Source organism: Paenibacillus sp. FSL A5-0031, from assembly GCF_001956295.1.
Classification (GTDB): Bacteria; Bacillota; Bacilli; order Paenibacillales; family Paenibacillaceae; genus Pristimantibacillus.
Genome location: NZ_MRTD01000031.1, coordinates 1 through 22,972 on the forward strand (window position 1 = coordinate 1; position 22,972 = coordinate 22,972).

The 22,972-nt window shown below is 44.4% G+C and carries 23 protein-coding genes and 1 riboswitch; of the genes, 10 read left to right on the forward strand and 13 right to left on the reverse strand.

Features of this window, described 5'->3' with window-relative positions:
- The 3 genes from BK120_RS32145 to BK120_RS32155 form a co-directional block, all read left to right on the forward strand.
- The coding region (locus tag BK120_RS32145) for a BclA C-terminal domain-containing protein (protein ID WP_076271551.1) at positions 1-878 on the forward strand (878 nt) is incomplete at its 5' end.
- A 75-nt stretch (positions 879-953) separates the two neighbouring features.
- A complete protein-coding gene (locus BK120_RS32150; protein WP_076271552.1) occupies positions 954-2,021 on the forward strand; it encodes a tetratricopeptide repeat-containing glycosyltransferase family 2 protein in 1,068 nt (355 codons plus the stop codon).
- 436 nt (positions 2,022-2,457) lie between these two features.
- Positions 2,458-2,871 (forward strand): organic hydroperoxide resistance protein, encoded by a 414-nt coding sequence (locus tag BK120_RS32155; protein WP_076271553.1) that lies wholly within the window; start codon positions 2,458-2,460, stop codon positions 2,869-2,871.
- Between the two features lie 68 nt (positions 2,872-2,939).
- On the opposite strand, the gene BK120_RS32160 is transcribed toward BK120_RS32155, so the two are convergent.
- The 5 genes from BK120_RS32160 to BK120_RS32180 all read right to left on the reverse strand — a co-directional run bounded on the left by BK120_RS32160 (position 2,940) and on the right by BK120_RS32180 (position 9,431).
- Positions 2,940-3,653 carry an aspartate/glutamate racemase family protein gene (locus BK120_RS32160; RefSeq protein WP_076271554.1) on the reverse strand — a complete coding sequence of 238 codons (714 nt, stop codon included), beginning with the start codon at positions 3,651-3,653 and terminating at the stop codon, positions 2,940-2,942.
- Between the two features lie 45 nt (positions 3,654-3,698).
- Entirely contained in the window at positions 3,699-4,763 is a 1,065-nt protein-coding gene (locus tag BK120_RS32165; RefSeq protein ID WP_076271555.1) for a C39 family peptidase, read from the reverse strand.
- 82 nt (positions 4,764-4,845) lie between these two features.
- Positions 4,846-6,693 carry an asparagine synthase (glutamine-hydrolyzing) gene (gene asnB, locus BK120_RS32170; protein WP_076271556.1) on the reverse strand — a complete coding sequence of 616 codons (1,848 nt, stop codon included), beginning with the start codon at positions 6,691-6,693 and terminating at the stop codon, positions 4,846-4,848.
- A 39-nt stretch (positions 6,694-6,732) separates the two neighbouring features.
- Complete coding sequence (locus BK120_RS32175) at positions 6,733-8,202, reverse strand: UDP-N-acetylmuramoyl-L-alanyl-D-glutamate--2,6-diaminopimelate ligase (RefSeq protein WP_076271557.1); 1,470 nt, start codon at positions 8,200-8,202, stop codon at positions 6,733-6,735.
- Positions 8,203-8,243: 41 nt separating this feature from the next.
- Positions 8,244-9,431, reverse strand: a complete 1,188-nt coding sequence (locus BK120_RS32180) for a carboxylate--amine ligase (protein ID WP_076271558.1) — start codon at positions 9,429-9,431, stop codon at positions 8,244-8,246.
- Positions 9,432-9,981: 550 nt separating this feature from the next.
- Here BK120_RS32180 and BK120_RS32185 point away from each other — a divergent pair.
- Positions 9,982-10,176: an aspartyl-phosphate phosphatase Spo0E family protein gene (locus tag BK120_RS32185; protein WP_076271559.1), complete on the forward strand. Its 195-nt coding sequence runs from the start codon at positions 9,982-9,984 to the stop codon at positions 10,174-10,176.
- Positions 10,177-10,182: 6 nt separating this feature from the next.
- Here BK120_RS32185 and tadA read toward each other — a convergent pair whose 3' ends face one another.
- Complete coding sequence (gene tadA, locus BK120_RS32190) at positions 10,183-10,647, reverse strand: tRNA adenosine(34) deaminase TadA (RefSeq protein WP_076271560.1); 465 nt, start codon at positions 10,645-10,647, stop codon at positions 10,183-10,185.
- A 200-nt stretch (positions 10,648-10,847) separates the two neighbouring features.
- Here tadA and BK120_RS32195 point away from each other — a divergent pair, with 200 nt between their 5' ends.
- The 3 genes from BK120_RS32195 to rluF are packed head-to-tail and all read left to right on the forward strand — an operon-like array spanning position 10,848 to position 14,205.
- Complete coding sequence (locus BK120_RS32195; protein WP_076271561.1) at positions 10,848-12,674, forward strand: ATP-binding protein; 1,827 nt, start codon at positions 10,848-10,850, stop codon at positions 12,672-12,674.
- Positions 12,675-12,719: 45 nt separating this feature from the next.
- On the forward strand, positions 12,720-13,496 hold the full coding sequence (locus BK120_RS32200) for an NAD(P)H-binding protein (protein ID WP_256711089.1): 777 nt from the start codon (positions 12,720-12,722) through the stop codon (positions 13,494-13,496).
- 7 nt (positions 13,497-13,503) lie between these two features.
- Entirely contained in the window at positions 13,504-14,205 is a 702-nt protein-coding gene (gene rluF / locus BK120_RS32205) for a 23S rRNA pseudouridine(2604) synthase RluF (protein ID WP_076271562.1), read from the forward strand.
- 76 nt (positions 14,206-14,281) lie between these two features.
- On the opposite strand, the gene BK120_RS32210 is transcribed toward rluF, so the two are convergent.
- Together BK120_RS32210 and motA are read right to left on the reverse strand one after the other, a co-directional pair.
- Complete coding sequence (locus tag BK120_RS32210; RefSeq protein ID WP_076271563.1) at positions 14,282-15,115, reverse strand: flagellar motor protein MotB; 834 nt, start codon at positions 15,113-15,115, stop codon at positions 14,282-14,284.
- Entirely contained in the window at positions 15,099-15,899 is an 801-nt protein-coding gene (gene motA / locus BK120_RS32215; protein WP_054027115.1) for a flagellar motor stator protein MotA, read from the reverse strand. Before motA ends, BK120_RS32210 begins: the two co-directional genes overlap by 17 nt.
- A gap of 181 nt (positions 15,900-16,080) precedes the next feature.
- On the opposite strand from motA, the gene BK120_RS32220 reads away from it, so the two are divergent.
- Positions 16,081-16,374 (forward strand): hypothetical protein, encoded by a 294-nt coding sequence (locus BK120_RS32220; RefSeq protein WP_076271564.1) that lies wholly within the window; start codon positions 16,081-16,083, stop codon positions 16,372-16,374.
- A 131-nt stretch (positions 16,375-16,505) separates the two neighbouring features.
- Positions 16,506-17,744 carry an EAL domain-containing protein gene (locus BK120_RS32225; RefSeq protein WP_083682701.1) on the forward strand — a complete coding sequence of 413 codons (1,239 nt, stop codon included), beginning with the start codon at positions 16,506-16,508 and terminating at the stop codon, positions 17,742-17,744.
- On the opposite strand, the gene BK120_RS32230 is transcribed toward BK120_RS32225, so the two are convergent.
- Complete coding sequence (locus BK120_RS32230) at positions 17,741-18,265, reverse strand: GNAT family N-acetyltransferase (RefSeq protein ID WP_076271565.1); 525 nt, start codon at positions 18,263-18,265, stop codon at positions 17,741-17,743. The genes BK120_RS32225 and BK120_RS32230 overlap by 4 nt on opposite strands.
- 116 nt (positions 18,266-18,381) lie before the next feature.
- Between BK120_RS32230 and BK120_RS32235 the strand changes: the two genes are divergently transcribed.
- Positions 18,382-19,617 (forward strand): MFS transporter, encoded by a 1,236-nt coding sequence (locus tag BK120_RS32235; RefSeq protein WP_076271566.1) that lies wholly within the window; start codon positions 18,382-18,384, stop codon positions 19,615-19,617.
- Between the two features lie 99 nt (positions 19,618-19,716).
- On the opposite strand, the gene BK120_RS32240 is transcribed toward BK120_RS32235, so the two are convergent.
- From BK120_RS32240 to BK120_RS32250, 4 genes are all read right to left on the reverse strand, one after another.
- Positions 19,717-21,060 (reverse strand): FAD-binding domain-containing protein, encoded by a 1,344-nt coding sequence (locus tag BK120_RS32240; RefSeq protein ID WP_076271567.1) that lies wholly within the window; start codon positions 21,058-21,060, stop codon positions 19,717-19,719.
- 158 nt (positions 21,061-21,218) lie between these two features.
- The gene (locus BK120_RS32245) at positions 21,219-21,695 is read right to left on the reverse strand and encodes a C40 family peptidase (protein ID WP_076271568.1); all 477 of its coding nucleotides are present in this window, start codon (positions 21,693-21,695) and stop codon (positions 21,219-21,221) included.
- 3 nt (positions 21,696-21,698) lie between these two features.
- A riboswitch (cyclic di-AMP (ydaO/yuaA leader) is annotated at positions 21,699-21,852 on the reverse strand.
- A 232-nt stretch (positions 21,853-22,084) separates the two neighbouring features.
- On the reverse strand, positions 22,085-22,234 hold the full coding sequence (locus tag BK120_RS35630; protein WP_179089944.1) for a hypothetical protein: 150 nt from the start codon (positions 22,232-22,234) through the stop codon (positions 22,085-22,087).
- A 34-nt stretch (positions 22,235-22,268) separates the two neighbouring features.
- Positions 22,269-22,853: a hypothetical protein gene (locus BK120_RS32250; protein WP_076271569.1), complete on the reverse strand. Its 585-nt coding sequence runs from the start codon at positions 22,851-22,853 to the stop codon at positions 22,269-22,271.
- Positions 22,854-22,972: the final 119 nt, after the last annotated feature.

The window sequence follows — 22,972 nt, forward strand, 5'->3', positions numbered from 1 at the left end:
CTGCTGGAGCAACAGGTGTAACGGGCTCCACCGGAGCAACAGGAGCCGACGGTGTAACAGGCGCGACAGGAACTGCTGGGGCAACAGGTGTAACGGGCTCCACAGGAGCAACAGGAGCCAACGGTGTAACTGGAGCGACAGGAACTGCTGGAGCAACAGGTGTAACAGGCTCCACAGGAGCAACAGGAGCCGACGGTGTAACAGGTGCGACAGGAGTAGCAGGAGCAACGGGAGTAACGGGCTCCACAGGAGCAACAGGAGCCAACGGTGTAACAGGCGCGACAGGAACTGCTGGAGCAACAGGAGCAACGGGAACTGGAGCGACAGGTGCTACCGGTGCTACCGGTGCCACAGGTGCCACTGGAACGAATGGCGTAACAGGAGCGACAGGTGCTACTGGTGCCACTGGTGCTACTGGTGCCACAGGAGCAACAGGAACTACGGGAGCAACAGGTGTAACAGGTGCTGAACCAACGGCTGATTCTAGTTATGCTGGCAATACGACGGGTGCACTTATCGCTGTTGTGCTCGGAGGAACGAATGTACCACTCCCGAGCTCACAAAACCTAAGCCCGAATATTACCGTCAACGGAGCTAATGATACCTTTACAGTTGTTAATGCAGGCAGATACTATATCACTTATCAGATCAACACCACGGCCGCCTTACTTCTCAGTACTCGTCTTCTAATTAATGGTGCAGCGAATCTTCCTTCTACGGTTGCTCCAGTTCTGAGCTTATCAAGTTTTAATAACGATATTATTGTTACTTTGACAGCAGGCAGTACCATAACGCTTCAAATGTTTGGATTATTAGGAGCAGCAACGCTGTTAGGCGGCGGAGCGGGTGCGGCTTTGACCATCATTCGGGTTAGTTAATAAAGCAGAAGTAACAGGACAATGGCATGAGAATATGATGTATCAATCTAATCGACTCATGGGAGTGTGGTTTTGTTGATTTCCATCAGCTTGTGCCTCATTGTCAAAAATGAAGAGAAAACGCTCGGTCGATGTCTAGCTTCCATGAAAGATATCGCTGATGAGATTATTATTGTGGATACGGGTTCTACGGATTTAACGAAGCAGGTTGCGAGCGAGTTTACCAATCGCATCGAACATTTTACATGGATCGATGATTTTGCGGCAGCTCGCAACTATGCTTTTTCTTTAGCAACCAAATCCCATATTATGTGGCTGGATGCAGATGATATTTTGAAGGAAATTGATCAGCAGAAACTGCTGGCGCTAAAACAAAATGTCGATCCTGACGTCGACTCCATATCTATGGAATACCATTTGGCGTTTGATGAATTCGGTAATGTAACTTCAAAGCTAAGACGAAACCGAATTGTGAAAAAATCTCGCGCTTTCAAATGGATTGGTCCGGTTCATGAATACCTTGAAGTTTACGGGGATATATTGAGCAGTGATATCGCCGTAACCCATAGCAGTATACATCATGACAGTGATCGCAATTTGAACATTTATGAGAAACGACTGGCTAAAGGGGAAATCTTTTCTCCGCGCGATTTATTCTATTATGCCAATGAACTTAAGGACCATGGGAAATATGAGGCTGCTATAAGGTATTACGAAAAATTTCTTGCGACGGGCAAAGGATGGATTGAGGATAACATTGCTTCCTGCGGCAGGCTTGCGGATTGCTACAGCGAGCTTAATGAAGTACGCAATGTGGTCGATTCGATCTTTCGCTCTTTCCATTACGACAAGCCTCGTCCGGAATTTTGTTGCCGCCTCGGTTATTATTTCTTACAGCGTCAAGAGTATAAGCTGGCCATTTATTGGTATAAATTAGCGCTGAGCACGGAGAAGCCGGAACAGAACTGGGGCTTTGAGAATTTAGCTTGTTCTACATGGCTGCCGCAGCTTCAGCTATGCGTTTGTTACGATGGCATAGGTGATTACGAAGCCGCGTACGATCATAATGAGAAAGCAGCACAATTCCGGCCGACGGATGAGCGCATTTTGGCAAATCGTGATTATTTGAACAAACGGTTATGAAAGAAAACAATCGAGATTAGTCTAGAACCCTCAACTTAATGGGTAACAGAGCGTATTTCTAAGATCGGATGAGGATTCCAATTTCAACTGAATATAATTAAACAACAAGATTTCTTCCCGTTAATTTGGGAGGAAATCTTTTTTTGTTAGTTCAGCATATTTTACTTCGCACTATTGACAACGCCTATGAGCGAGTGTATATTATATTTTATAAAATTAAATTGTATAAAATACAAAATCTTCGCTGCACCAAATTGCATGAGGAGAATAGAGAAGGCTCTCTTTGGCAATAAGAAAACAAGATGTTATTTCAAGTAACGGAGGTTAAATAAAAGGCCATTGTCGATAAGGTGCTTTTTCATGAGGAGCTTCAAGGTCTAAAAGCTTGCAAAGTAACGTTTAAACTAAAATAAAGACCTAAACGGAGGAATTAATGATGCAAAACTTATATACAGCTACGGTAACGGCAACAGGTGGAAGAGATGGCAAGCTTGTTTCAAGCGATAATATTTTGAATGTAGATGTGAGAGCCCCTAAAGAGCTTGGAGGAGTGGGTGGCGCAACGAACCCAGAGCAATTGTTTGCAGGAGGTTACGCAGCTTGCTTCGAGAGTGCTCTTAACGTTGTATGCCGGATGAAGAAAATTAAAGTGGAGAAAACCGAAGTAACCGCTCATGTTACGCTTGGCAAGGATGCAGACGGCGGATATGAGCTGGCTGTGAAGCTGGATATTGCGCTTGAGGGCGTTGAAGCAGACGTTGCGAAGGAATTGGTCGAAGCCGCTCATCAGGTATGTCCGTATTCTAGAGCCACTAGAGGCAACATTAATGTAGAACTCAATCTTCTTTAATCTAAAAAAATACAAGCCCAAAGCACAAAAAAATCCGGAGAATGATCTCCGGATTTTTTGTGATGCTCTTATTTCGCGATGGTTTGTTTGCCCGACAGCTCGATAGATCTTTGTACAAGCACCGTCATTGCATCTACACAAAAGGCTGCTACGTCTTTTTGGATCGGTATGCAGGATAATTCCGTGCATGCGATGATCACACACTGGCACTCATCCTGCACGAGCAAGTGGTTAATGATGCCTTCAAACTCGGAAGGCTCAACAGGCAAATTGCGTTTGACCTTGTTGTAGATAATGTCCATCACATGCTCCTGAATGGCCTCTTCAGGCTCGTGAAGGTGCATATTATACTGATTGCAGCCATGACGATACACGCCGCTGCTAACCGTTCCGTTTGTAGCCAGAATACCAATCTTGCAGTGTGCTCCAAAGGTGTCATGGATCTTTTTCAGCGTCTCATCCACCATGTTGATTATATTTATGCTTGTCATTTGCTGCATATCATTATAGAAATAATGCGACGTATTGCAAGGAATCGCAATATTAGATACGCCTGCTGCCTCAAGGATTTTAAAATCTTTAGCAACCGCTTTGAGAAACAACTCGCCTTTGTTTTCTAATATGACACCTGTTCGATCTGGCAAAGTGGCATGATTGAGAATGACGATATCAATATGCTCTTGATCACGGTCTGCTGCCGTTTGCTCGATAATCATATCGAAAAATACGGATGTTGCTTTTGGGCCCATCCCGCCTATGATGCCTAAGCTTTTAGCTTCCATTGCCTCAACCTACTTTTGATGAAGTGTTTAATTGAAATGATTTAGTTATTCAACGATCATAGCATGGCTTCCCATTGCGTCATAGCTGTTAAAAAAAGTGTCTGCATCGTAAGTAACTTGTCCCTTTAACGGATTCATTACATGTACTTTACCATCCTCATATCCATTTAGCACAACCACATGCAAATTAATAGGAGCTGAATAATATTCACCAGTATCACTGAAATACCAAGCGTAATTCATTTTTGGCGGCGTGAGATCCAGCGTGATCCAAGTTACGACAGGAATCCCTTTATTAAGCTGCTCGATAATTTCCTCTCGCGTGCTGCCGCTAATATCTGAAGTGCTGTTGCTGCGCCCTGCGACATCAAAATACAAGTTAGCCGCCTCCACGATAGGAGGAGCAAAGCTGAAAAATCCGCCCTTTAATGACCTAGGCTCGCCAGCGTATGATTTATAGGGATCAGGCCCATATAATTTATTGTTCTTGGTGATAAAAGCTTGCTTCGGCAAATAATTATCCGACATTTCTGTTTTGGTAACGTCGTATCCGTAATAATTGAGTACCGCGGTTAATGAAGTAATTTCACAGCCGTTAGGCAGCTCAGGCTTCTGCATGATAGTATCGACATCGATATAAACCTTCTTAATGGTTATGGAGCCATCAGCTGCCCGCTCATAATCCTTCACATATTCAAACGTTTTGTTGGTGGTTGTCAGCTCTTGTGCAGGGCCGTTAACCGCTATTTGATGCTCTTCTTCTGACAGCTGATAAGGCCTGCCGACCTTCTGTTGTTTTATCTTATAGCTGGTACCGTAATCGAGCAAAATAGATGTTGCTTTACCCATTTCGTCTGTTGTCATGGTGCCGATAACCGATCCGCTATTCGCAGCGGTTATCGTAAATACAGCATCTTTAATCGGCTTCTGCGTTGCTTCGTCTTTGCTTATTACTGTAATTGTTCCTTGCTCTATTTCTGGAGTAGGGGCAGTCGTTGGTGTAGAATCGACCTTCTCATTGAATACAGGTTTTGCATCTTCTTTCGTAAACAATGTATAAATAAAAAATATAATACCCAATAACACCAGGAGCTTGATCATTCTTTTCATGTTGGTGGCTCCTTCGCTTTATAGCCGTAATAGTTATGCGACAGTGTATAACGAGCAGGCAGCCGGTGGCTGCCCATGCCTGTTACGCTTGTTCGAAGAACGTCTTATGCCATATAAGGAACACATACACTGTCCAAATGTATCTAGCGTAGTTCTGCTTGCCTGAATAATGCGAATCCAGATATTTCATCAGCTCATCGGTATGAAAGAACAGCTTCGCTCGGTCGGAGAGAAACATGTCCTTAACGAGCTTATAATATTTCTCTTGTCTTAGCCAGTGCCTAATAGGTACAGGAAAACCAACCTTTGGTCGATTCGCCCATTCATCGGGAAGTACTTCCTTCGCAGCTGTACGCAGCGCATACTTCGTATTGCTTGGATGCACACGAAGATCAGTAGGCAGCTTTGAAGCCAGTTCCATAACCATCTTGTCTAAAAATGGTACTCTCAGCTCAATAGAATGGGCGAGGCTCATTTTGTCTGCCTTAAGAAGAATATCTCCCGGAAGCCAAAGCTTCAGATCGAGATATTGCATTTTGGTTATATCATCTTTGCCCCGCACTTGATCATATACAGTCTTCGTAATGCTTTGTACGGATGGTCCTTGCTTAAATTCGTCCTTCAATACGGTTAAGGCATCAGCTTCTTCAAACACATGCGCTTGACCGATAAAACGTTCCTCAACCCGCTGTCCGCCTTTTACGACAAAGGAGGTGATTCTGTTTTTGGACAGCTTGCCGCTTAATAATGATAACGGCCGCCTGATTGCAAACGGAAGCTTCTTGTATTTTTTCATCGCTGGTGTCGTATCGTACCAATCATAACCGCCAAAAATTTCGTCTGCGCCTTCTCCAGAGAGCACCACGGTTACATGCTTGCTCGCAAGCTCTGCTAGGAAATAGAGAGGCACGGAGGAGGGGTTGGACTGCGGTTCGTCCATATGATACTGAATCGTTGGCAGCATCTTGAAGCACTCATCCGCTGAAACCAGTCGTTTATAGTTTTCGATGTTTAAAATTTCTGACAAATCCTCTGCGAGGTTCGTCTCATTAAAGTTGCCTTCATAATCCTCAAAGCCGACGGAAAATGTTTTGTTTGGTTTTAGCAAAGCGGTAATATAACTGGAATCAATGCCTCCGGACAAAAAAGACCCGACCGGCACATCGCTAATTTGGTGATAGGCGACTGATTCTTTTACTGTGCTTTTAATTTGGTTGACGTAATGGGACAGGCTGTTCGGCTCTTCTGCAAAGTTAACGTCCCAGAAAGGCTTCACTTCTAGCTTCCCTTGTTTGTAAAGCATATAGTGGCCAGGCTTCAGCTTGTACACGCCTTTAAAAAACGTTTCATCAAGCACGGAGTATTGAAAAGTCAGATAAGGCTTGAGCGCATCCTTGTTCAGCTCTTTGCGAAAGGCAGGCTGCTTTAAGAAAGCTTTGATTTCTGAGCTGAATAGGAAGGAATTATCTGTTGTGTTTTGTGTATAATACAACGGCTTTATGCCAAAGAAATCCCTGGCGAGAAACATCGTTTCCGTATTCGTATCCCATATCGCAAAAGCAAACATGCCTCTTAGCTTCTGAAGCAGCGAGGTTCCATACTCTTCATAAGCATGAATGATAACCTCGCTGTCCGTATGGCTAACAAAGGTATGTCCGCACTGAATCAACTCTTCGCGCAGCTCTTGATAATTGTAGATTTCTCCATTAAATACAAGAACACAGCTTTTATCCTCGTTGTAAATCGGTTGGCTGGCTTCTTCAGACATATCAATAATTTTGAGGCGTCTAAACCCTAAAGTTACTTCCTCATCCGAATAGATACCGCCACTATCGGGACCTCTATGAACGATCATCTCCATCATGTCTTTAATAATGGCTACTTGATCAACGTCGGGACGACTATCTGCAAAACCTACAAAACCGCACATGTGGAATACCTTTCATTAACTATATTGTTTTAAGCGCAGTCACATCGTTTTTAATTTGATTTCCCTGACGATTTCCGATTCATTAAATGGGATTTCCGTTTTCCCAATAATTTGCGACGTTTCATGACCTTTGCCGGCAATGAGAATGACATCGTCTTTTCTGCTGATATCAATGGCAAAAGCAATAGCGTCTCTCCGGTCGATAACGGCCTCATAAGCTCCGTTATTAGCTTCGACTCCTTCAATAATTTCCCTAATTATCAGGTTATTATCCTGCTCCTTGGGATTATCAGAGGTGATTACGGAAAAATCAGCAAATGTAGCGGCTACCTTAGCCATCGCTCTACGTTTCTCTGTGCCTGATTCCCCATCAGATGCGTAAACGCCGAACACGAGAATGATTTTGCCTTTGGTAAAAGGCCGGATTGTTTTTAATGCCTTCTCTAGGCTGTCCTCGGTATGGGCAAAATCGACGATGATCTTCGTATCCTCATCTTGATAGACAACTTCCAGCCGGCCTTTAATACCCTCAACGGCCAAAATGCCGTCTGCGATTTGCTGTAGCGTAAATTGATTGCAATAAGCCGTTGCAATAGCGGCTAGACTATTATATACGTAGATCGCACCAGGCAGGTTTACTTTAATTGCGATGCTGCCCTTTGGCGTATTTACATTATAAGTCGTATAGTCGGCATAATAAGTAATGTCCGTCGCGTAAATGTCAGCTTCCTGCTCAATGCCATAAGTAACCAGCTTTGGACCTTTATGCTGCAATCGGTCAATGAGAATACGGCCAAATTTATCATCTGCATTAATAATGTTAAAGTCCGTCGTCATGTCGAACAGCAAAGCCTTCGCTTCGAAATATTCCTCCATCGTATGGTGAAGCTCCAAATGATCCGGCGTTAGATTCGTGAAAATGCCAGTTTTGAAGCTGGAATAGGCAACGCGTTTCAAATTGAGCGCATGCGAAGAAACCTCCATGACGCAATGCTTCATATGTGATTCGATCATATCGGCGAAGATTCGTTGCAAATACAGTGATTCCGGCGTCGTATTTTTATTTTGAATCAGCTTGTCGCCGATAACTGTGCCGATCGTGCCGATAATTCCGAGGGCTGTCCCCGTTTGCTCGAATATAGATTTTAGAAAATATGTGGTCGATGTCTTCCCGTTTGTTCCAGTGATGCCGAGAAGATTCATTTGCTCAGTCGGGCGATGATAGAAGTTTGCAGATACCAGGGCGAGCGCCTCACGCGTGTCGTTAACTTGCAGCACCGTTATTCCTGCTGGCACGTGAACATCCTTCTCCACAATAACGACGGTCGCACCAAGTGCGATTGCTTTTTCGATGAAATGGTGTCCATCAACCGAAAAACCCGTTATCGCGACAAATACGCCATTGGCTGAAGCTTCCCTCGAATCAAAGGCAATGGAGCTTACTTCAATATGCAAATCGCCTTTCACGAGCGTGTAATTCAGATCCTTCAGTAAGGAGGTCAATAACATACGATCAGCTCCATTCTATTACCTATTACTATTTTCGCAAGCTATCTTCTTAGAAGCTTTTTCGTAAGCTTGCCACCGATGATAGCCGCATAGGAAAAGGCTGGTTTCGGGTCCTTCCAATCCCAGATCGCATAAGCTTTCGGTTTAAACAAGGATACGAATACTTGCTTCCAAGTCAATTGACCCGTCTTGATATAATCGCGGACAGCAAGCATGTCCTCATATCCGTACCAGAAAACACGGTTCGTATTCTCTTTGACGGCTTTGGGAGGCACAAGGTTGCCGCCAGTTAACTCTTGGTAAGTAATCCATGGAATATTTACCCCAACTCGGTACAGCAGGTTGTTCAGGTTGGTAATTCGGCAATTCACTTCGATTAAATAAAAACGGCCAGTTTCGGCGTCTTTTTTGAATTCAATTTCCGCGAAGCCTTTCCATTTCATCTTCTCTAGAAAAGGAGCTCCGATATCGAACAGCTCTTGTACGTATCTCTGCCCTGTATACACCGATGCGCCGAAGTTAATCGGATATTGGCGGAATTTTTGACAAGTGACCCAGTGAGTGACCTTTGAATCTTGGTTTAAATACGCGTCGAACGTATACATATGATCGTCGAAACCCGGAATGATACGCTGTACGATGACTTCCAAGCTCGCTTCCTTCGCTTTTGCCAGCGCTTGTTCGAGCTCAGCGCGGCTGTGTACCTTAAAGAGCTTCCGTCTAAACTTGGCAACGAACGATGGAGAATCTGTAGGTTTGACGATACAAGGATACTTAATGATTTCATCGATCTTCTCAAAAAAACGATCTTCGTCTACACGGACCGTTTCGGGAACAGCTACGCCATTTTCTAGAGAAAGGCGCTGCAGCACTTCTTTATTCATCATATCCGAGTATATGCCCGGAATGTCTTGTGGTATGAGATAGTGTTCTCTAAGCTCTTCCAAATGCTCATCGATAACCTCAAGATAAGAATCGTGGCATGGAATAAGGACAGGAGGAGCGCTTTGCTTGCGGGCATATTCCTTCAAGAAACGAATGAATGCTGCCGTGTCTTCTTTATAATGAGGAGAGATTAGTCTCTCAGACGTATATTTTGAATCGGCGCCATAGGTATCTTTAGTCGAATAATCTACGGCAACCGTATGTACACCGTTAATCCCTAGGCAACGAATGGTGCTTAAACCTATATAATAATTACAACCCAAAATTACTGCTTTATTATTCACAAAGGCACATCCCGACATCCTAATTTATGTTCATTTCCCTGTATTACGACTAATGTTTTAAATAATTTTACTTCATACTTTCTTATAATACAAATGGATTTATCCTCATAATAGCTACAAAGATGTGGAGAATTTGGACCAAATCCGAGGCGCATGCTGCCGCTAAAAACAGCTTCGTTAACAGCCGTTTTTTCTGGCATTCGACACCATTACCCGTAAATCGCTGAAACCATTTATCGGAATTGTTAACATAAAAGCACTTGATGAGCGTTATTAGCATATTTGTGATTTTATTAACATTTTTCAATTATTCATATATATGTATATTTTACTATTCTGTATTTAACGCAAGTAACTTTTTCCATATATTGATCGATTTTACTAGTTAAAAAGAACTAGAAATTGGATAAAATAACTTCATTTTGTCGAATAATGCCCGAAAATTGTCTACGTTCGTCGACAAGTTTTTACAAACTCCTTATTGCTCTACGAGTATAATAGAAGCATTACCACACGAGTGCTAGATAAGGAGCGTGCCCCGAAGCGAGCTATGGACAAAAAACACTTGCTTAAACAATTGCAGTCGTTGCGGCTAAAGCTTCATGAAATAGCCGAAGCGCGCGGCAGTCTGACAGATCCGGATGTTCTAGCGATTAGCGAAGAGGCCGATCAACTAATTGTTGCGTTACAGCATATACAAAGAAACGAGCTAACACATATTACGATACGCCGCGACGATATGTAGAGAATATTATCTCTCTCGAAGCCGTCGGAAAAATTGAGTCAGCAGGTTTGAGCATTCAGGCTGTAAAATACCACTAGTGAGCTCCGTTTCATGGTTGAAACGGGGCTCTTGCAGTAAATTCATGAGCGTCCCAGCACATCCTGCCTTCGGGTCGGTTGTTCCATAAACGACACGTTTAACCCGAGATTGAACAATGGCGCCGGCGCACATTGGACAAGGCTCCAACGTGACATACAATGTACAATCTAATAATCTCCATGCGCCGATGCGATCGCAGGCGTCACGAATAGCTACCATTTCGGCATGAGCGGTTGGATCAAACCGCGTCTCACGCAAATTGTAGCCTCTTCCGATGATTTCATTGTTTCTGACGATAACAGCCCCGATAGGAACCTCTCCAATTTGCTCGGCTTTTTTGGCTTCTTCAATAGCTTCCAGCATCCATTTCTGATCTTCTTGCTCTCTTGTCATATACAATAACTCCTTTACTATTTATTCATTATACAACGAACAAATATTCCGTTGTTAACATGTCGTGGATAACATTGTGGATAACTATCATGATATGCACATAAATACTCACAATTTATTCAGAGCTGTGCACAGTAATTGTGGATATTGTGTATAAGTTGTTAATAAAAACGTTTTTGTGTAAAAGGATGTGTCATTCATTGTCAATAAAGATGAAATTCTCAGTCTTGATCACGCTTATCGTTTTGACGTTTTTTATATTCCAGCACATGCTTAGTGAGTATTCGATGATTCAAAGCATGCGAGAGCAAGCAAAACGAGCGATGCACGATACTTCCATGCATGTGGCGAGCACATTTTCCTCTTACGAGAAGAAGTCAGGTTCAGGTTATATCTTTCCGGAGAAGGATCGCTCAGGCCCTGGGCATATCTTTGATATCGTAAAAACATTAAATCCAAATATAAATGAAATTACAGTATTTGAGCAAGATACGTTAGCTGTGCGTTACGGAACCTACACGTATTTGGATTCAAATAGCGATCAATCTATTATAACCGATGTGAAGAAAACAGGTTTTGAGCTTCGAAAGATGGAGATCAACGGAAAATCCTATTTTAGAAGTTATTATTACACGAAGCAGATGGGCAACTACATTATAAGTATCGTTTATGACAGTGAGGGAATTAATGAGCTTATCGCGGAGAAGCGAAATGATTCATTGATTTATACGGGCATATCGATGGTGCTCGTCCTCTTTATTAGCTATTGGCTGGTAGGAGTAATGATTAGACCTCTAAAAGATATCTTATGGAAGGTTAACGAGGTGTCTTCTGCTCGGTTTCAACAGCCGATTCGAATTAAACGTAAGGATGAATTCGGCTTGCTGGCTCTTAAGGTCAATGCGATGTCACAAAATCTAAGTATATATATGAACAAACTGCGCAGAGCGTTTGAGGAAAACCGCCGGATGAAGGAGCATTTGGAGTCATTTATTAACCACACGAGCGATGCGATCCATCTTATTGATTTGGATGGTAAGGTTATTCAAGTAAACCGAGCTTTCGAGCTGCTCTTTGGTTATGAGGAAGAAGAAGCAATTGGTCTCATTAATCCTATTCTTCCCGACTCTCATCATGCAGAGATGAGGGATATGTTAAACCAGATCTTGTCGGGCAAAGTACTGCCAGCTCAGGAAACGATACGAATGACGAAGCTTGGAGAGCTGATACCTGTAAGTGTAACCATATCGCCAATTCGTGATTCGGACGGAACGATTCGTGCCTTTGCCAGCATTTCAAGAGACATGAGGAGCCGTAACAAGATGGAAGAGCTGCTGCGAAGGTCGGAGAAGCTGACGACAGTAGGGCAGCTAGCTGCCGGTGTAGCCCATGAAATTCGCAACCCGCTGACGACGCTGCGCGGTTTCCTGCAGCTCCAGCAGGAGAGCAAGAAGCTGGCGCTTTCCCACGTAACGCTTATGTTATCGGAGCTTGACCGGATCAATCTCATTGTTGGCGAGTTTCTCATTCTTGCGAAGCCGCAAGCGACGAGGTTTGTCACCAAGGATATACGGGATGTACTGCAAGATGTTATTGCGTTAATGAACAGTGAGGCGCTTCTTCATAATATCGAGTTTTGTGTTACTCTAACCGATGATTCTTGCTTAATTTCATGTGAAGAAAATCAATTGAAGCAAGTTTTTATTAATTTGCTGAAAAATGCGATTGAAGCGATGCCAAATGGTGGACGAATCCATATTCATATTAACCATAAACGGGAATACATTTCGATCACGATAACGGATGAAGGAATGGGCATCCCGGACGATATGATACCGAAAATTGGAGATCCCTTTTTTACAGCGAAGGAAACGGGCACAGGGCTCGGCATTATGGTTAGTCAGCGTATTATTAACAGCCACCGCGGAACGATGGATATTAAAAGCCAGGTTAATGTCGGAACAACGATACATTTGCTGCTGCCAGCTTTGAAAGAAACACGGGAGAGCGGTATACTGGAAGCATAAGCACAGATCGGGCTTCTAACGGAAATGTAAGAGGAGGGATTCTCGTTGAAGCAGGAATCTTCTGTAGATGGTTCAAAGCAAAAAGGGAACGTGCTTTATGATGCTTCAGGCTACAGCGCCTTACTCGTAGGAGCTACTGGTTTGATCGGAGCAGCTTTGCTCCGTCAGCTGCTTCGTGATCCGCTGGTGACGATGGTAACCGTTATTGTAAGACGGCCGCTAGAGACGAATACTTTGGGCAGCGCAAATGAGCTCTCCAAACTGAATATGATCGTCACCGCCTTTGATGATTTGGATAAAACGCTGGAGCAGGTGCATGCAGACGTTGTATTTTGTACGCTTGGCACGACGATCAAGGTTGCGAAGACGCAAGAAGCCTTTCGCAAAGTAGATTATGAATATCCGCTCACGCTTGCCCGGTTTGCAGAACGCACGAATGCTTCTTTATTTTCTATCGTGACGGCTATGGGGGCTTCCTCCAGCTCAAAAATATTTTACAGCAGAGTGAAAGGGGAACTGCAGGATGCGATTGCTAAGCTGAACATTCCGCTAGTTCAAGTGTTTCAACCCTCGCTTCTGCTTGGAGAAAGACCGCAGGCTCGACCTGGTGAAGCGTTTGGAGCTGTCGTTTCGAAAGGGCTGCAATTTGCAATGGTTGGTCCGCTGCGCAAGTATCGGCCGATAAAGGGCGAGGATGTAGCTTTGGCAATGAGAAGAGCGGCGGGACAAGCTGGACAAATGAAGGCAGCAAGCAAGCCATCGATGATTCAGTATTATTCATCGGACAAAATTGCCGACTTGGCATTACATACAACGGGGTGAAGCAGCTTTGAGAATCAATAAGTTTATTAGTGAAACCGGTTATTGCTCCAGACGTGAGGCGGATAAGCTCGTAGACAGCGGACGTGTTACGATCAATGGAGAAAAGGCACAGCTCGGCAGCCAAGCTGAAATAGGTGACGATGTGCGTGTCGATGGCCGCAAAATCGGCGAGCAAAAAAATCATGTTTATATTGCGCTTAATAAGCCGGTAGGCATTACCTGTACGACCGAGCTTCATATTAAAGGCAATATTGTTGATTTTGTTGGTCATGAGGAGCGTATCTTCCCGATAGGGAGGCTGGACAAGGATTCGGAGGGATTAATACTCCTCACGAATGACGGTGATATCGTCAATCCGATTCTACGCTCGGAGGGTAAGCATGAGAAAGAATATTTGGTCACAGTAGATAAACCGATGACAGAAGCGTTTTTAAAAGGAATGGCAAGCGGAGTTCATATTCTAGGCAGCATGACATTGCCATGTGTCGTGACAAGAGTAACGGACCGCGTATTCCGTATTATTTTAACGGAAGGCCGAAATCGTCAAATTCGTAGAATGTGCGAAGCATTCGGTTATCATGTTCGGAGACTACAGCGGCAGCGTATTATGAACATCCAGCTCGGCGGTCTTCACGTTGGCAAATGGCGTGATTTGAGCGAAGCTGAGAAGGCGACTTTGTTCGAGACATTAAGTTATGAGCCTGTCTAAGCAGGAAACATTCATTAGTATACCGACAAAAAAACCTGAATCACACGCCTAGGGCGAGTTGATTCAGGTTTTCTTATTATGGTTTTTTTACATTTAACTGCTGGGCATTCGTGACATCGGCGTACGTATGAATGATCGAAACCTCTACACGACGGTTTTTGGATTTGCCTGCAACCGTTTCGTTGTCGGCAACAGGACGATACTCACCGTAGCCGATAGCGCTAAAGCGCTCGGGTTTCAGTTGTTTATTTTCGAGCAAGACGTCCAAGAAACGAATCGCCCTCATAGAGCTCAAATCCCAGTTTGATTTAAATTGGTAAGTTGAGATCGGCGTTGTATCGGTATGACCGGAAACGATGACCTCGTAATCAGGGTACTGCTGCAGCATTTTGCTGATTGCAACGGCAAGCTCCTTCGACTCAGGCTTAACAGTTGCTTGTGCCGGTGCAAATAATGCGTTGTCGCTAATCGTAATCATCAGCTGTGAGAGGTTTAGCTTCGTCTCAAGATCAGATGTCAGGCCGTTTTTCTTAATATAGGCATCTACTTTTTTCTTTAGATCCTCGAGATCCTTCTGCTCCTGCTTAATAAGTTCCTCACGAGCTTTCTCTTCAGCAGATTGATTTTTGTTTACATCCTTGTCGGGAAGCTTGCCGCCTTCTTCTTTTTGCTTCTTCCCGTCATCCTCGCCGCTTTTCACAGCGGACGTTTCGGTTAGAATACCGCTGCCAGTGCTAAGTGCTAAACTAAATGCTTTCGACATTTCTTCAAACTTCTTTACGTCGACGGAGTTCATGGAGTACAACACGATAAAGAGTGCTAGCAGCAGGGTAAGCAAATCGGCGTAAGGAATGAGCCATGATTCATCCACATGCTCCTCGTGTTCTTCGTGTCTATGCTTTCTGCTCAACGGCGCCTTCCTCCTTTTCCCTCATCTTCAATCTTTCTGTAGGTGTAAGGAAAACAGATAGCTTCTGATTAATAGCGATCGTTGATACGCCGGATTGAATAGAAAGAAGGCCTTCCACCATCATAAGACGGATTTGAATTTCTTTCTTAGACATGCGCTTCAGTTTATTAGCAATAGGATGCCATAATACATAACCTGTAAAGATACCAAGAAGTGTTGCGATAAAAGCTCCTGCGATGGCATGTGCGAGTTTTCCCATATCGCTCATATCAGCAAGTGCGGCAACGAGGCCTACAACTGCTCCGAGTACCCCAAGTGTAGGGGCATATGTACCTGCTTGCGTAAAAATAAGTGCCCCCGCTTTGTGGCGGTCTTCTGTTGCGGCAATATCCTCAAGTAAAACATCACGTACAAAGTCTTGGTCATTTCCGTCAATAATCATACGCATGCCGTTACGAAGAAATGTATCTTCAATCTCGTCAACTTTTGCTTCAAGAGCAAGCAAACCCTCGCGACGTGTAATAGAAGCCCATTCCATGAAGCGCTGAATCAGCTCATCACGCATAGGCAGCTTTTGTTCAGTGAACACCATTTTGAATAGTTTACCGACTTTGGATAGCTCGGACATCGGGAAGGCGATCATGACGGAGGCTATAGTTCCCAAAATAATAATCATAAAAGCAGCTGGATTTGCAAGAGAGGACAGGTGTGCTCCCTTTAAAACCATGCCTCCAAGTACAGCGACTAATCCTAGCACCAAACCAATAATTGTTGAATTTTTCATCATACACCCCGTCCAATACATTTTCGACATTTCTCTACTTCTTATATTATCGACAAATGGGTATTCTGAAGTTAGAGTATATGGAATGATTTCAGGCGAATGCGTTAAAAAATGATAAAATGCGGTAGAATAGTAGAGAGATGTGTACAAAAAATGACGATAGCAAAGGTGGTATACGCACATGGGCGTAAGACATGCAAGAGAATATTCAGATATATTGAAGGATTTTACAGCAGCTGTGGCTGAAATTGAGAATAGCTATACTTTTTTTGAAATGGAACCTGATGAATGGGCTCAGCTGCCTGTAAGTGATCGGCATGAAGTGATGGAGGCTTTGGCGGATGATGTTTTCTTTGGGCTAGGAGAGAATCCGGTCATTGAGGTAGGCAGCGGTGTCATTACGTATAATAGCAAACATCACATCATAGAGGTTTCACAGGACGATAAGGTGACACAAATCATTAGATTGATATAAGTATTCGACATAAAACTTCATATAAGTCGTGCTCTTGTCGGATCTTTACATTTAATGTCGACTCTATTACAATGTTATTCAATACAATATGACATATAATTTGACATTGATCTAACATAGAGGAGAACGACATGAAGGAGTGCTCATCATCGTTGCTGTTGCCGAAAGCGCTTGAATTAGATGGTGAAACATTGGCAGCGTTTTATCAGCCCATTATAGCGATGGATACAAGACGCATTATGGGTTACGAGGTGCTTGCTCGAGCTGTAAAGGGTGATTCCGTGCGGAGTCTTGGACCTTTCTTCTGCAATGAACAAATTCCAGAAGAGGACCACATTATAGTGGACCGGGTAATTCGGGAGCTGGCATTCTCCAAGCTTGCTTTAATGGAAGAAGAACAGCCCATGTTATTCATTAATTTGAAGCCGTCTTGGATTTATCGGTATGAGGAGATCGGCGAGCTCTACACGTTGTCGCTGCTTGATAAGTACGGAATCGACCCGAAACGAATTGTCATAGAGATAACGGAGGAAAGCTTCCAAGGTTCCATGGATAGGCTTCGTTCTGTTGTCGACATATACCGGGCAAGGGGCTGTTTAATTGCAATCGATGATGTAGGCAGTGGTTTTAGCAATACGGATCGGATTGCTCACATTCAGCCTAACCTGCTCAAAATCGATATTCATATGATTAAGAAAAGCGCGACTCATGACGGTTATTTCGGCGTGCTGCGATCCTTCTCTGATTTAGCGGAGCAAATTGGAGCTTCGCTGCTCGTCGAGGGAGTGGAGACAAGGGAAGATTTGGCCCGCGCAATTCAGGCAGGCGCCCGTTACGTTCAAGGCTATATGTTTGCAAAGGCAGAGCCGGAGTTTCGTGAGCCTGCTTGTTTTGCATCTCTAATTGAAGCGGAGCTTGATCAGCATCTACTGCATTTCGTTGGAACTGAACGCTATTGGCAGCGGCAATCAGAGAAGCTGGCAGAGCAGTGGGTTGCGCTTGTTCAAGAGACGCGTTACCTGGATCATGAGGATGAATGGATAGAGGGCCTGCTTCCCGAACTTTATGACCATTGCATTCGGGTTTATTTGTGCAATGAGAGCGGCATTCAGCTCTCATCCAACTATTATCGCGATGCGGACAAGGCTTGGAGGCGAGAGGAGCAATACCGCGGTGCCAACTGGTGTTGGCGTCCCTATTTTGTTCCTAATCTCGTCCAGCTCAATGAGCATCGACGTGCAATCGTTTCGCGCGCCTATACCGATCTCGATTCACACGCGTGGATTAGAACCGTATCTGTTCTAGCAGCGCCAGGTCTTATTTTACTTATGGATTTGAAGGATTCTGAGCGAGGAGCTCAGCGACTTTAATGTGCAGCTGCTGGCTCATAAACCATACAATGGCATTCGGCAAAGCCGGTGGGAGTAGACCGCGCATAGGTGTCTGTAATATGGAAGCCGGCTTGTTCATAAACGCGCATCGCACGAGTGTTCCAAGTAAGTACCTCCAAATCAATTTCGTTTTGAGGGGTGCGCCTTATTGCCTCTGCGACAATGAGACGTGTGAAGGCAAGGCCGTGGCCTTTACCGCAAAGATCAGGCCGCAATCCAAGACCAAGCCGCGTTACGCCTGTTAAAGGAAAAAACTGCGCGAACCCAATGAGCGCAGACTGAGCGTCTAGGACAGCCATATATTGGGCAGCACGAAGGACGGAATCGCCAAATTCGATTTCGTCTTTTTTCATTTGCTCCCAAGCCGGCCAGTTATAAACATCAAATGGAGCCTCGTAGCGCCAGCCGCATAGTTGCTGTGCATGAACGGTTTCGAGCGGGCATATGGTCATATCGCCTTCATCTCGATTATAATGAATAGAGCTTTGATGGCTTGTCATTTGTTTTTACCTCCGCTTGAAAAAAAGTAGCTGAATAGAGCGAATGTCGAATGAAATAGGTTTATTATAACAGATAGGCGTGCGTTGATCGCGCGTAAATAAGGAGAAGCATCAAAATGAAGAAGTTGATCTGGCTAGGCTGCTTGTCATATTTAGTCATCGGCGTTGCCCATGTTGTGGGCGGATCTATCTTGGAACAGCTCATTGCTCATTATGGTTTAACCTATAAAGATGGCGGGCAATGGATTATGAATCAATTCCTCGGGTTCCTGGTGGGTGTTCTGTTAGCGCCTTCTATTACTTCGAGAGTTGGAAAAAGAGGCGCAGTACTGATTGCGATGGGCGTACTGACACTGAGTGAGGCGGCCTACAGTTTGCTGCTGCCATGGGGCTGGATGCTCGCGATTGCTCCGCTTGCGGGTCTTGGCTTTGGGATGACGGAAGCGGTCGTCGGCGCAATGATTATTGATATGGCGAAAAACGGCAAGGCATCGGCGATGAGCCGATTGGAAACCTTTTTTGGTGTTGGCGCATTGTTGATTCCAATTGCAGCGGCTTATCTGATTCAGCATAGCATTTGGCAGGTTTCCTTTCCGATTCTGGCAGCGATGTCAGGCATCACCTTTGTTCTCTGGCTGACGATGTCCTTTGGAGAGCTGGATGATGAGCTTGGTATAGTTGCTCGAACACCGGAAGTGAAGGAAGGCCATTCGAATGAGTTGGAAGGATTGCAAACCACTCGCGGGTCTGTCTTTTTTGGCTATCCGCGCAAAGCACTTCCATTTCTCTTGTTATCGGCTTTATTTTTTATGATTTATGTAGGAATGGAAATGAGCTTCTCCAATTATCTGCCTTCTATTCTCATCGTTCGTTCAGGTGTAGGAGAATCCAGTGCGGCAGCGGTGCTCAGCTTGTTCTGGGGAACGATGGTGCTAGGGCGTCTATTTGCGGGGCTGCTGGCTGATCGAATGGGTTATTCGCGTTACTTGCTTATTGCTACAGCGGGCGCCTCGGTCGTTTTTGTTTTAATGGCTGTTATGGGTCAGCTTAACTGGATGCTTGCCTTTGTCGCTCTTAGCGGATTGTTCTTCTCGGGTATATTCGGTATCGCTCTTGTTTATGCCAATGAGCTCATTCCGGGAATGACGGAGAGGACAACGAGTTTGCTTGTAGCATTCGGCGGGCTTGGAGGAGCGATTTTCCCTCGTGTGACTGGCTGGATAATGGATCAGTACAACGTGCAATCTACGTTATGGTATATAAGCAGCTTAGTTATACTGATGCTGCTTCTGCTAGCGGCGATGCTCCTGCTCGGAAGAAAACAAGTTCACAGCGTAAGATCCAAAGCTTAAATGAACTGGAAATTATAATAAAAACCTCCACATTCGCTGTTTCAAAGCGGGTGTGGAGGTTTATTTATTATTAAACGTGTTATTCTAAAATGCTTTCAGCTATTTAAGAATGGTTTTGTATACCTCTATGGCGCGCGCGCGCGATGCTTTCAAGTCGACGATGGCACCGCTTTGCGGCTGATGAATCTCTTTGTCTGTCAAATGATTCAAATGAGGCAGCCAGCGCCTAATATAGCTGCCGCTAGGATCATGCGTCTGCGACTGAGTTGCGGGATTCATAATTCGGAAGTAAGGCGCTGCGTCATACCCTAGTGAAGAGCACCACAGCCAGCCGCCGCGATTAAGCGTGTTGTCATAATCGCTTAAGTGAAGGCGGAAATATTGTTCGCCAAGCGTGAAGGGACATAGCAGATTTTTAGTTAAAAACATGGCTGTTACCATTCGCAAGCGGTTGGGCAGCTCACCTGTACGATTGAGCTGCGTCATGGCCGCATCAATGATTGGAATGCCGGTGGCGGCTGCAGCCCATGCTTCTAGATGAGCATCTGAGAGCTTGGACATATCAGCAAGCTGCTCGTAACGAAAGAAATCATCATGATACATCGCTTGATATAAATAAAAATCACGCCATGCCAGCTGCCGTACCCATGATTCAGACCCCGGAAGCCCTTGGGTCATTTCGTAGGCTTGGCGAGCGGAGATGGCGCCCGTATTCAGGAAACGTGCGAGCTGGCTTGTATGATCATCGGCATAAGCGTCCCTGCTCTCGGAATAAGAGGCAAGGCGTTCTCGTACGAACCGTTCCAGCTTGGATAATCCTTTGGATGATCCTTGCACGTTCGTGCCGCCTAGGGCGCACGAAATGGATTCAGGCAAAGCGAAGGATTGCGCAACCTTGGCATTGATTTCGCTTAAGGTAGCAAGCTCATGAATCGTCGTTTCACTCATTGGGCTGTAGCACTCCAGCATAAAGCTGCTCCACTTGCGATAAAAGGGTGTGAAAACCTTGTATGGCTCCATTTTTCGAGCAAATGCCGGGAAAGCATCTAGATCAGCAAGAGGTGAATCGGCGATAGACATCCAGCGACGGCCAAGGCTGCGTGTGGTTAGCCCAAGCTGCTCATCTCGCTGCCGTGAGTAAGGCGTGTAGTCTGTATGAACAATAACCTCATCAATCGGGTGCGCATGCAGCAGAGCTTCGGTGATCGCAGCAGGATTACCATAAAGCACATGCAGTTCCTTTCCTGCATTAGAATAGCTGTGCAGAAGTGAGGCGGCTTGCGCCATGAAATTCCGACCGCTATGACTAGTTAAACGGCCATCTCCTGTAGTAACGGGATCTATGATTAGCAAATGAATGCCTTGTTTCTCTTTTTTCTTCAAATAATCAAAAGCGCGCAAATCTGAAATACGCAAATCCTTGCGGTGAATAAACAAATACATCAGTGATAGCTCCTTCCATAAGCGCAACATTGAACGGCCGCATTCCAGCTGGAATGAAACAGCAAAGCCGCAAGTCATTTGTCGTCAGAGGACAAAAAACTGCGGCTTTGCTAGATGAGTCTACCCGTTCAACCCTCAAGAAGAGGGATTAGGTTGCTCTATTTTACGTCAACGTTGGCTTGGTATGAATCAGCATCCATGATACGACGAGCAGTTACATATCGTCCCTCATAGTACTCGGAGTTAAGTTTGTCAGTTACAACGCCTCTGCTCGAGGATGAATGTACAAACTTTCCATCTCCAATGTAAATGCCAACATGGGAAATGGCGCTATTATTGCCGCCAACTGTGTCGAAGAACACAAGATCTCCCGCAATGAGGTCAGCCTTAGCGACCTTTGTACCTTCTTTTGCTTGCGAACCAGAAGTACGTGAAAGCTCAATGCCCATTTTCTCGAACACATAGCTCGTGAAGCCGGAGCAATCAAAGCCTTTCGACGACGTTCCGCCGCTTTTGTACGGAGTGCCAATAAGATCATTAACAATTCCGTTCAATTTTGAGTCAGCGAAAGCGCTTCCCGCTTGAAAAGCGAGCACGAGAACGAGACCCAGGATTAATGCGGTAATCTTCTTCAATTGTGAAACTCCTTCCAATGCCGACGAGGTTAGCTGTGGGGTTCGGTTGAAGGCTCCCTATGATTCCTCGGGCGTTTGAAGAAAACTCAAACGTCGGAATCAATTCACCCAAAGTGGTTCCCCCGTATCCCAATAGGGAATTAGGCAGTTTTTTTATTGCTTTGAGAAATATTCGATTATTTTCAATGATCTCCTGCCTTTAGTGGCAATTTCTAATAATTCTCATGTAACCTTTTGACAATTTGCTTCGTTAAACCGTTCTTTCTGTAATATAAACACGCCATAGTAGTGCTTTCTAACTAAATACATGGAGTCAATTTCATTAATTATGTGGATGTTGTGTAAAATATACCGATTTGTCCTTTAGGCGCTATATCGCAAGGACTAGCTTAAAGTGCCGTAAATGGCGGTATTTCACCATTTTGCTCCTCATAAATTAGAAAAATCTCATCTATATCACTCGTGAATAAGAGTAGATTCAGACAGCCTAGCTGCTGCTCCAGATAGAGCGGCAGAAATAGACAAAGGAGGCTGTTCATGAGAACAGCCCCCTTTGGGCAATCGAAAAAAGATTTATTTTGCAGTAACGATTTTTTCTGAAATGAGCTGTGGATCGTTGTTTTTTTGCTGCATCCAAAACTGTACCTTGTATTTCCCAGCATTTTTAAAATCGTAGGAAATGAGCTTGGAGCTGAACCAAAAGGTGTCTTTTTCGACGAACTCTTTAAAATCATCATCGTCTTGGCTGCGGCTGTCGATTGTCGTTTCCTTATCATTAGGATCAACGATGGTCACTTTGAACTCTGAAATCGCCATATTCAAATTATCGATTTGCGCTTGCACTAAAAATTTCTGAACACTGCCTTTATCAACCTGTCCGAACATAGCTCGCTTCTCGTTCATTAGAAACATATGCACATTGGGCTTCTGAATAATGAGCTTCTTATCATTGCTCTTCCATTGGACGAAGGCTTGAAGGCTGTCACTTAAAGAACGAATACTAATATAAACCTTATCGTCCACAACGACAGCATCGTCAGTGGATTGCTTATTATTATAAAGGAGCGTTACCTTCTGAAATAGTTTGTCTGCTGCAACCAATGAACCGCCCGATAAGAGCAATACCATGGATATAATAACTAGTTTTTTACGCATCATTTGTGAATATCCCCCATTTTTGATTTTCTTTCAGTTATTTATACAGAACTGCCATCATTTAGTTGCGGTTAGTTGTAAAAAAAACCTCCACACCACAGCAAAACGTGGAATGAAGGTTT

Bases quoted from the DNA above. Each gene is read 5' to 3' on its own strand.
- BK120_RS32155 (WP_076271553.1), top strand. From the start codon at position 2,458: ATGCAAAACTTATATACAGCTACGGTAACGGCAACAGGTGGAAGAGAT.
- BK120_RS32160 (WP_076271554.1), bottom strand. From the start codon at position 3,653: ATGGAAGCTAAAAGCTTAGGCATCATAGGCGGGATGGGCCCAAAAGCA.
- BK120_RS32165 (WP_076271555.1), bottom strand. From the start codon at position 4,763: ATGAAAAGAATGATCAAGCTCCTGGTGTTATTGGGTATTATATTTTTT.
- asnB (WP_076271556.1), bottom strand. From the start codon at position 6,693: ATGTGCGGTTTTGTAGGTTTTGCAGATAGTCGTCCCGACGTTGATCAA.
- BK120_RS32175 (WP_076271557.1), bottom strand. From the start codon at position 8,202: ATGTTATTGACCTCCTTACTGAAGGATCTGAATTACACGCTCGTGAAA.
- BK120_RS32185 (WP_076271559.1), top strand. From the start codon at position 9,982: ATGGACAAAAAACACTTGCTTAAACAATTGCAGTCGTTGCGGCTAAAG.
- tadA (WP_076271560.1), bottom strand. From the start codon at position 10,647: ATGACAAGAGAGCAAGAAGATCAGAAATGGATGCTGGAAGCTATTGAA.
- motA (WP_054027115.1), bottom strand. From the start codon at position 15,899: ATGAAAAATTCAACAATTATTGGTTTGGTGCTAGGATTAGTCGCTGTA.
- BK120_RS32220 (WP_076271564.1), top strand. From the start codon at position 16,081: ATGGGCGTAAGACATGCAAGAGAATATTCAGATATATTGAAGGATTTT.
- BK120_RS32225 (WP_083682701.1), top strand. From the start codon at position 16,506: ATGAAGGAGTGCTCATCATCGTTGCTGTTGCCGAAAGCGCTTGAATTA.
- BK120_RS32230 (WP_076271565.1), bottom strand. From the start codon at position 18,265: ATGACAAGCCATCAAAGCTCTATTCATTATAATCGAGATGAAGGCGAT.
- BK120_RS32235 (WP_076271566.1), top strand. From the start codon at position 18,382: ATGAAGAAGTTGATCTGGCTAGGCTGCTTGTCATATTTAGTCATCGGC.
- BK120_RS32240 (WP_076271567.1), bottom strand. From the start codon at position 21,060: ATGTATTTGTTTATTCACCGCAAGGATTTGCGTATTTCAGATTTGCGC.
- BK120_RS35630 (WP_179089944.1), bottom strand. From the start codon at position 22,234: ATGAACAGCCTCCTTTGTCTATTTCTGCCGCTCTATCTGGAGCAGCAG.
- BK120_RS32250 (WP_076271569.1), bottom strand. From the start codon at position 22,853: ATGATGCGTAAAAAACTAGTTATTATATCCATGGTATTGCTCTTATCG.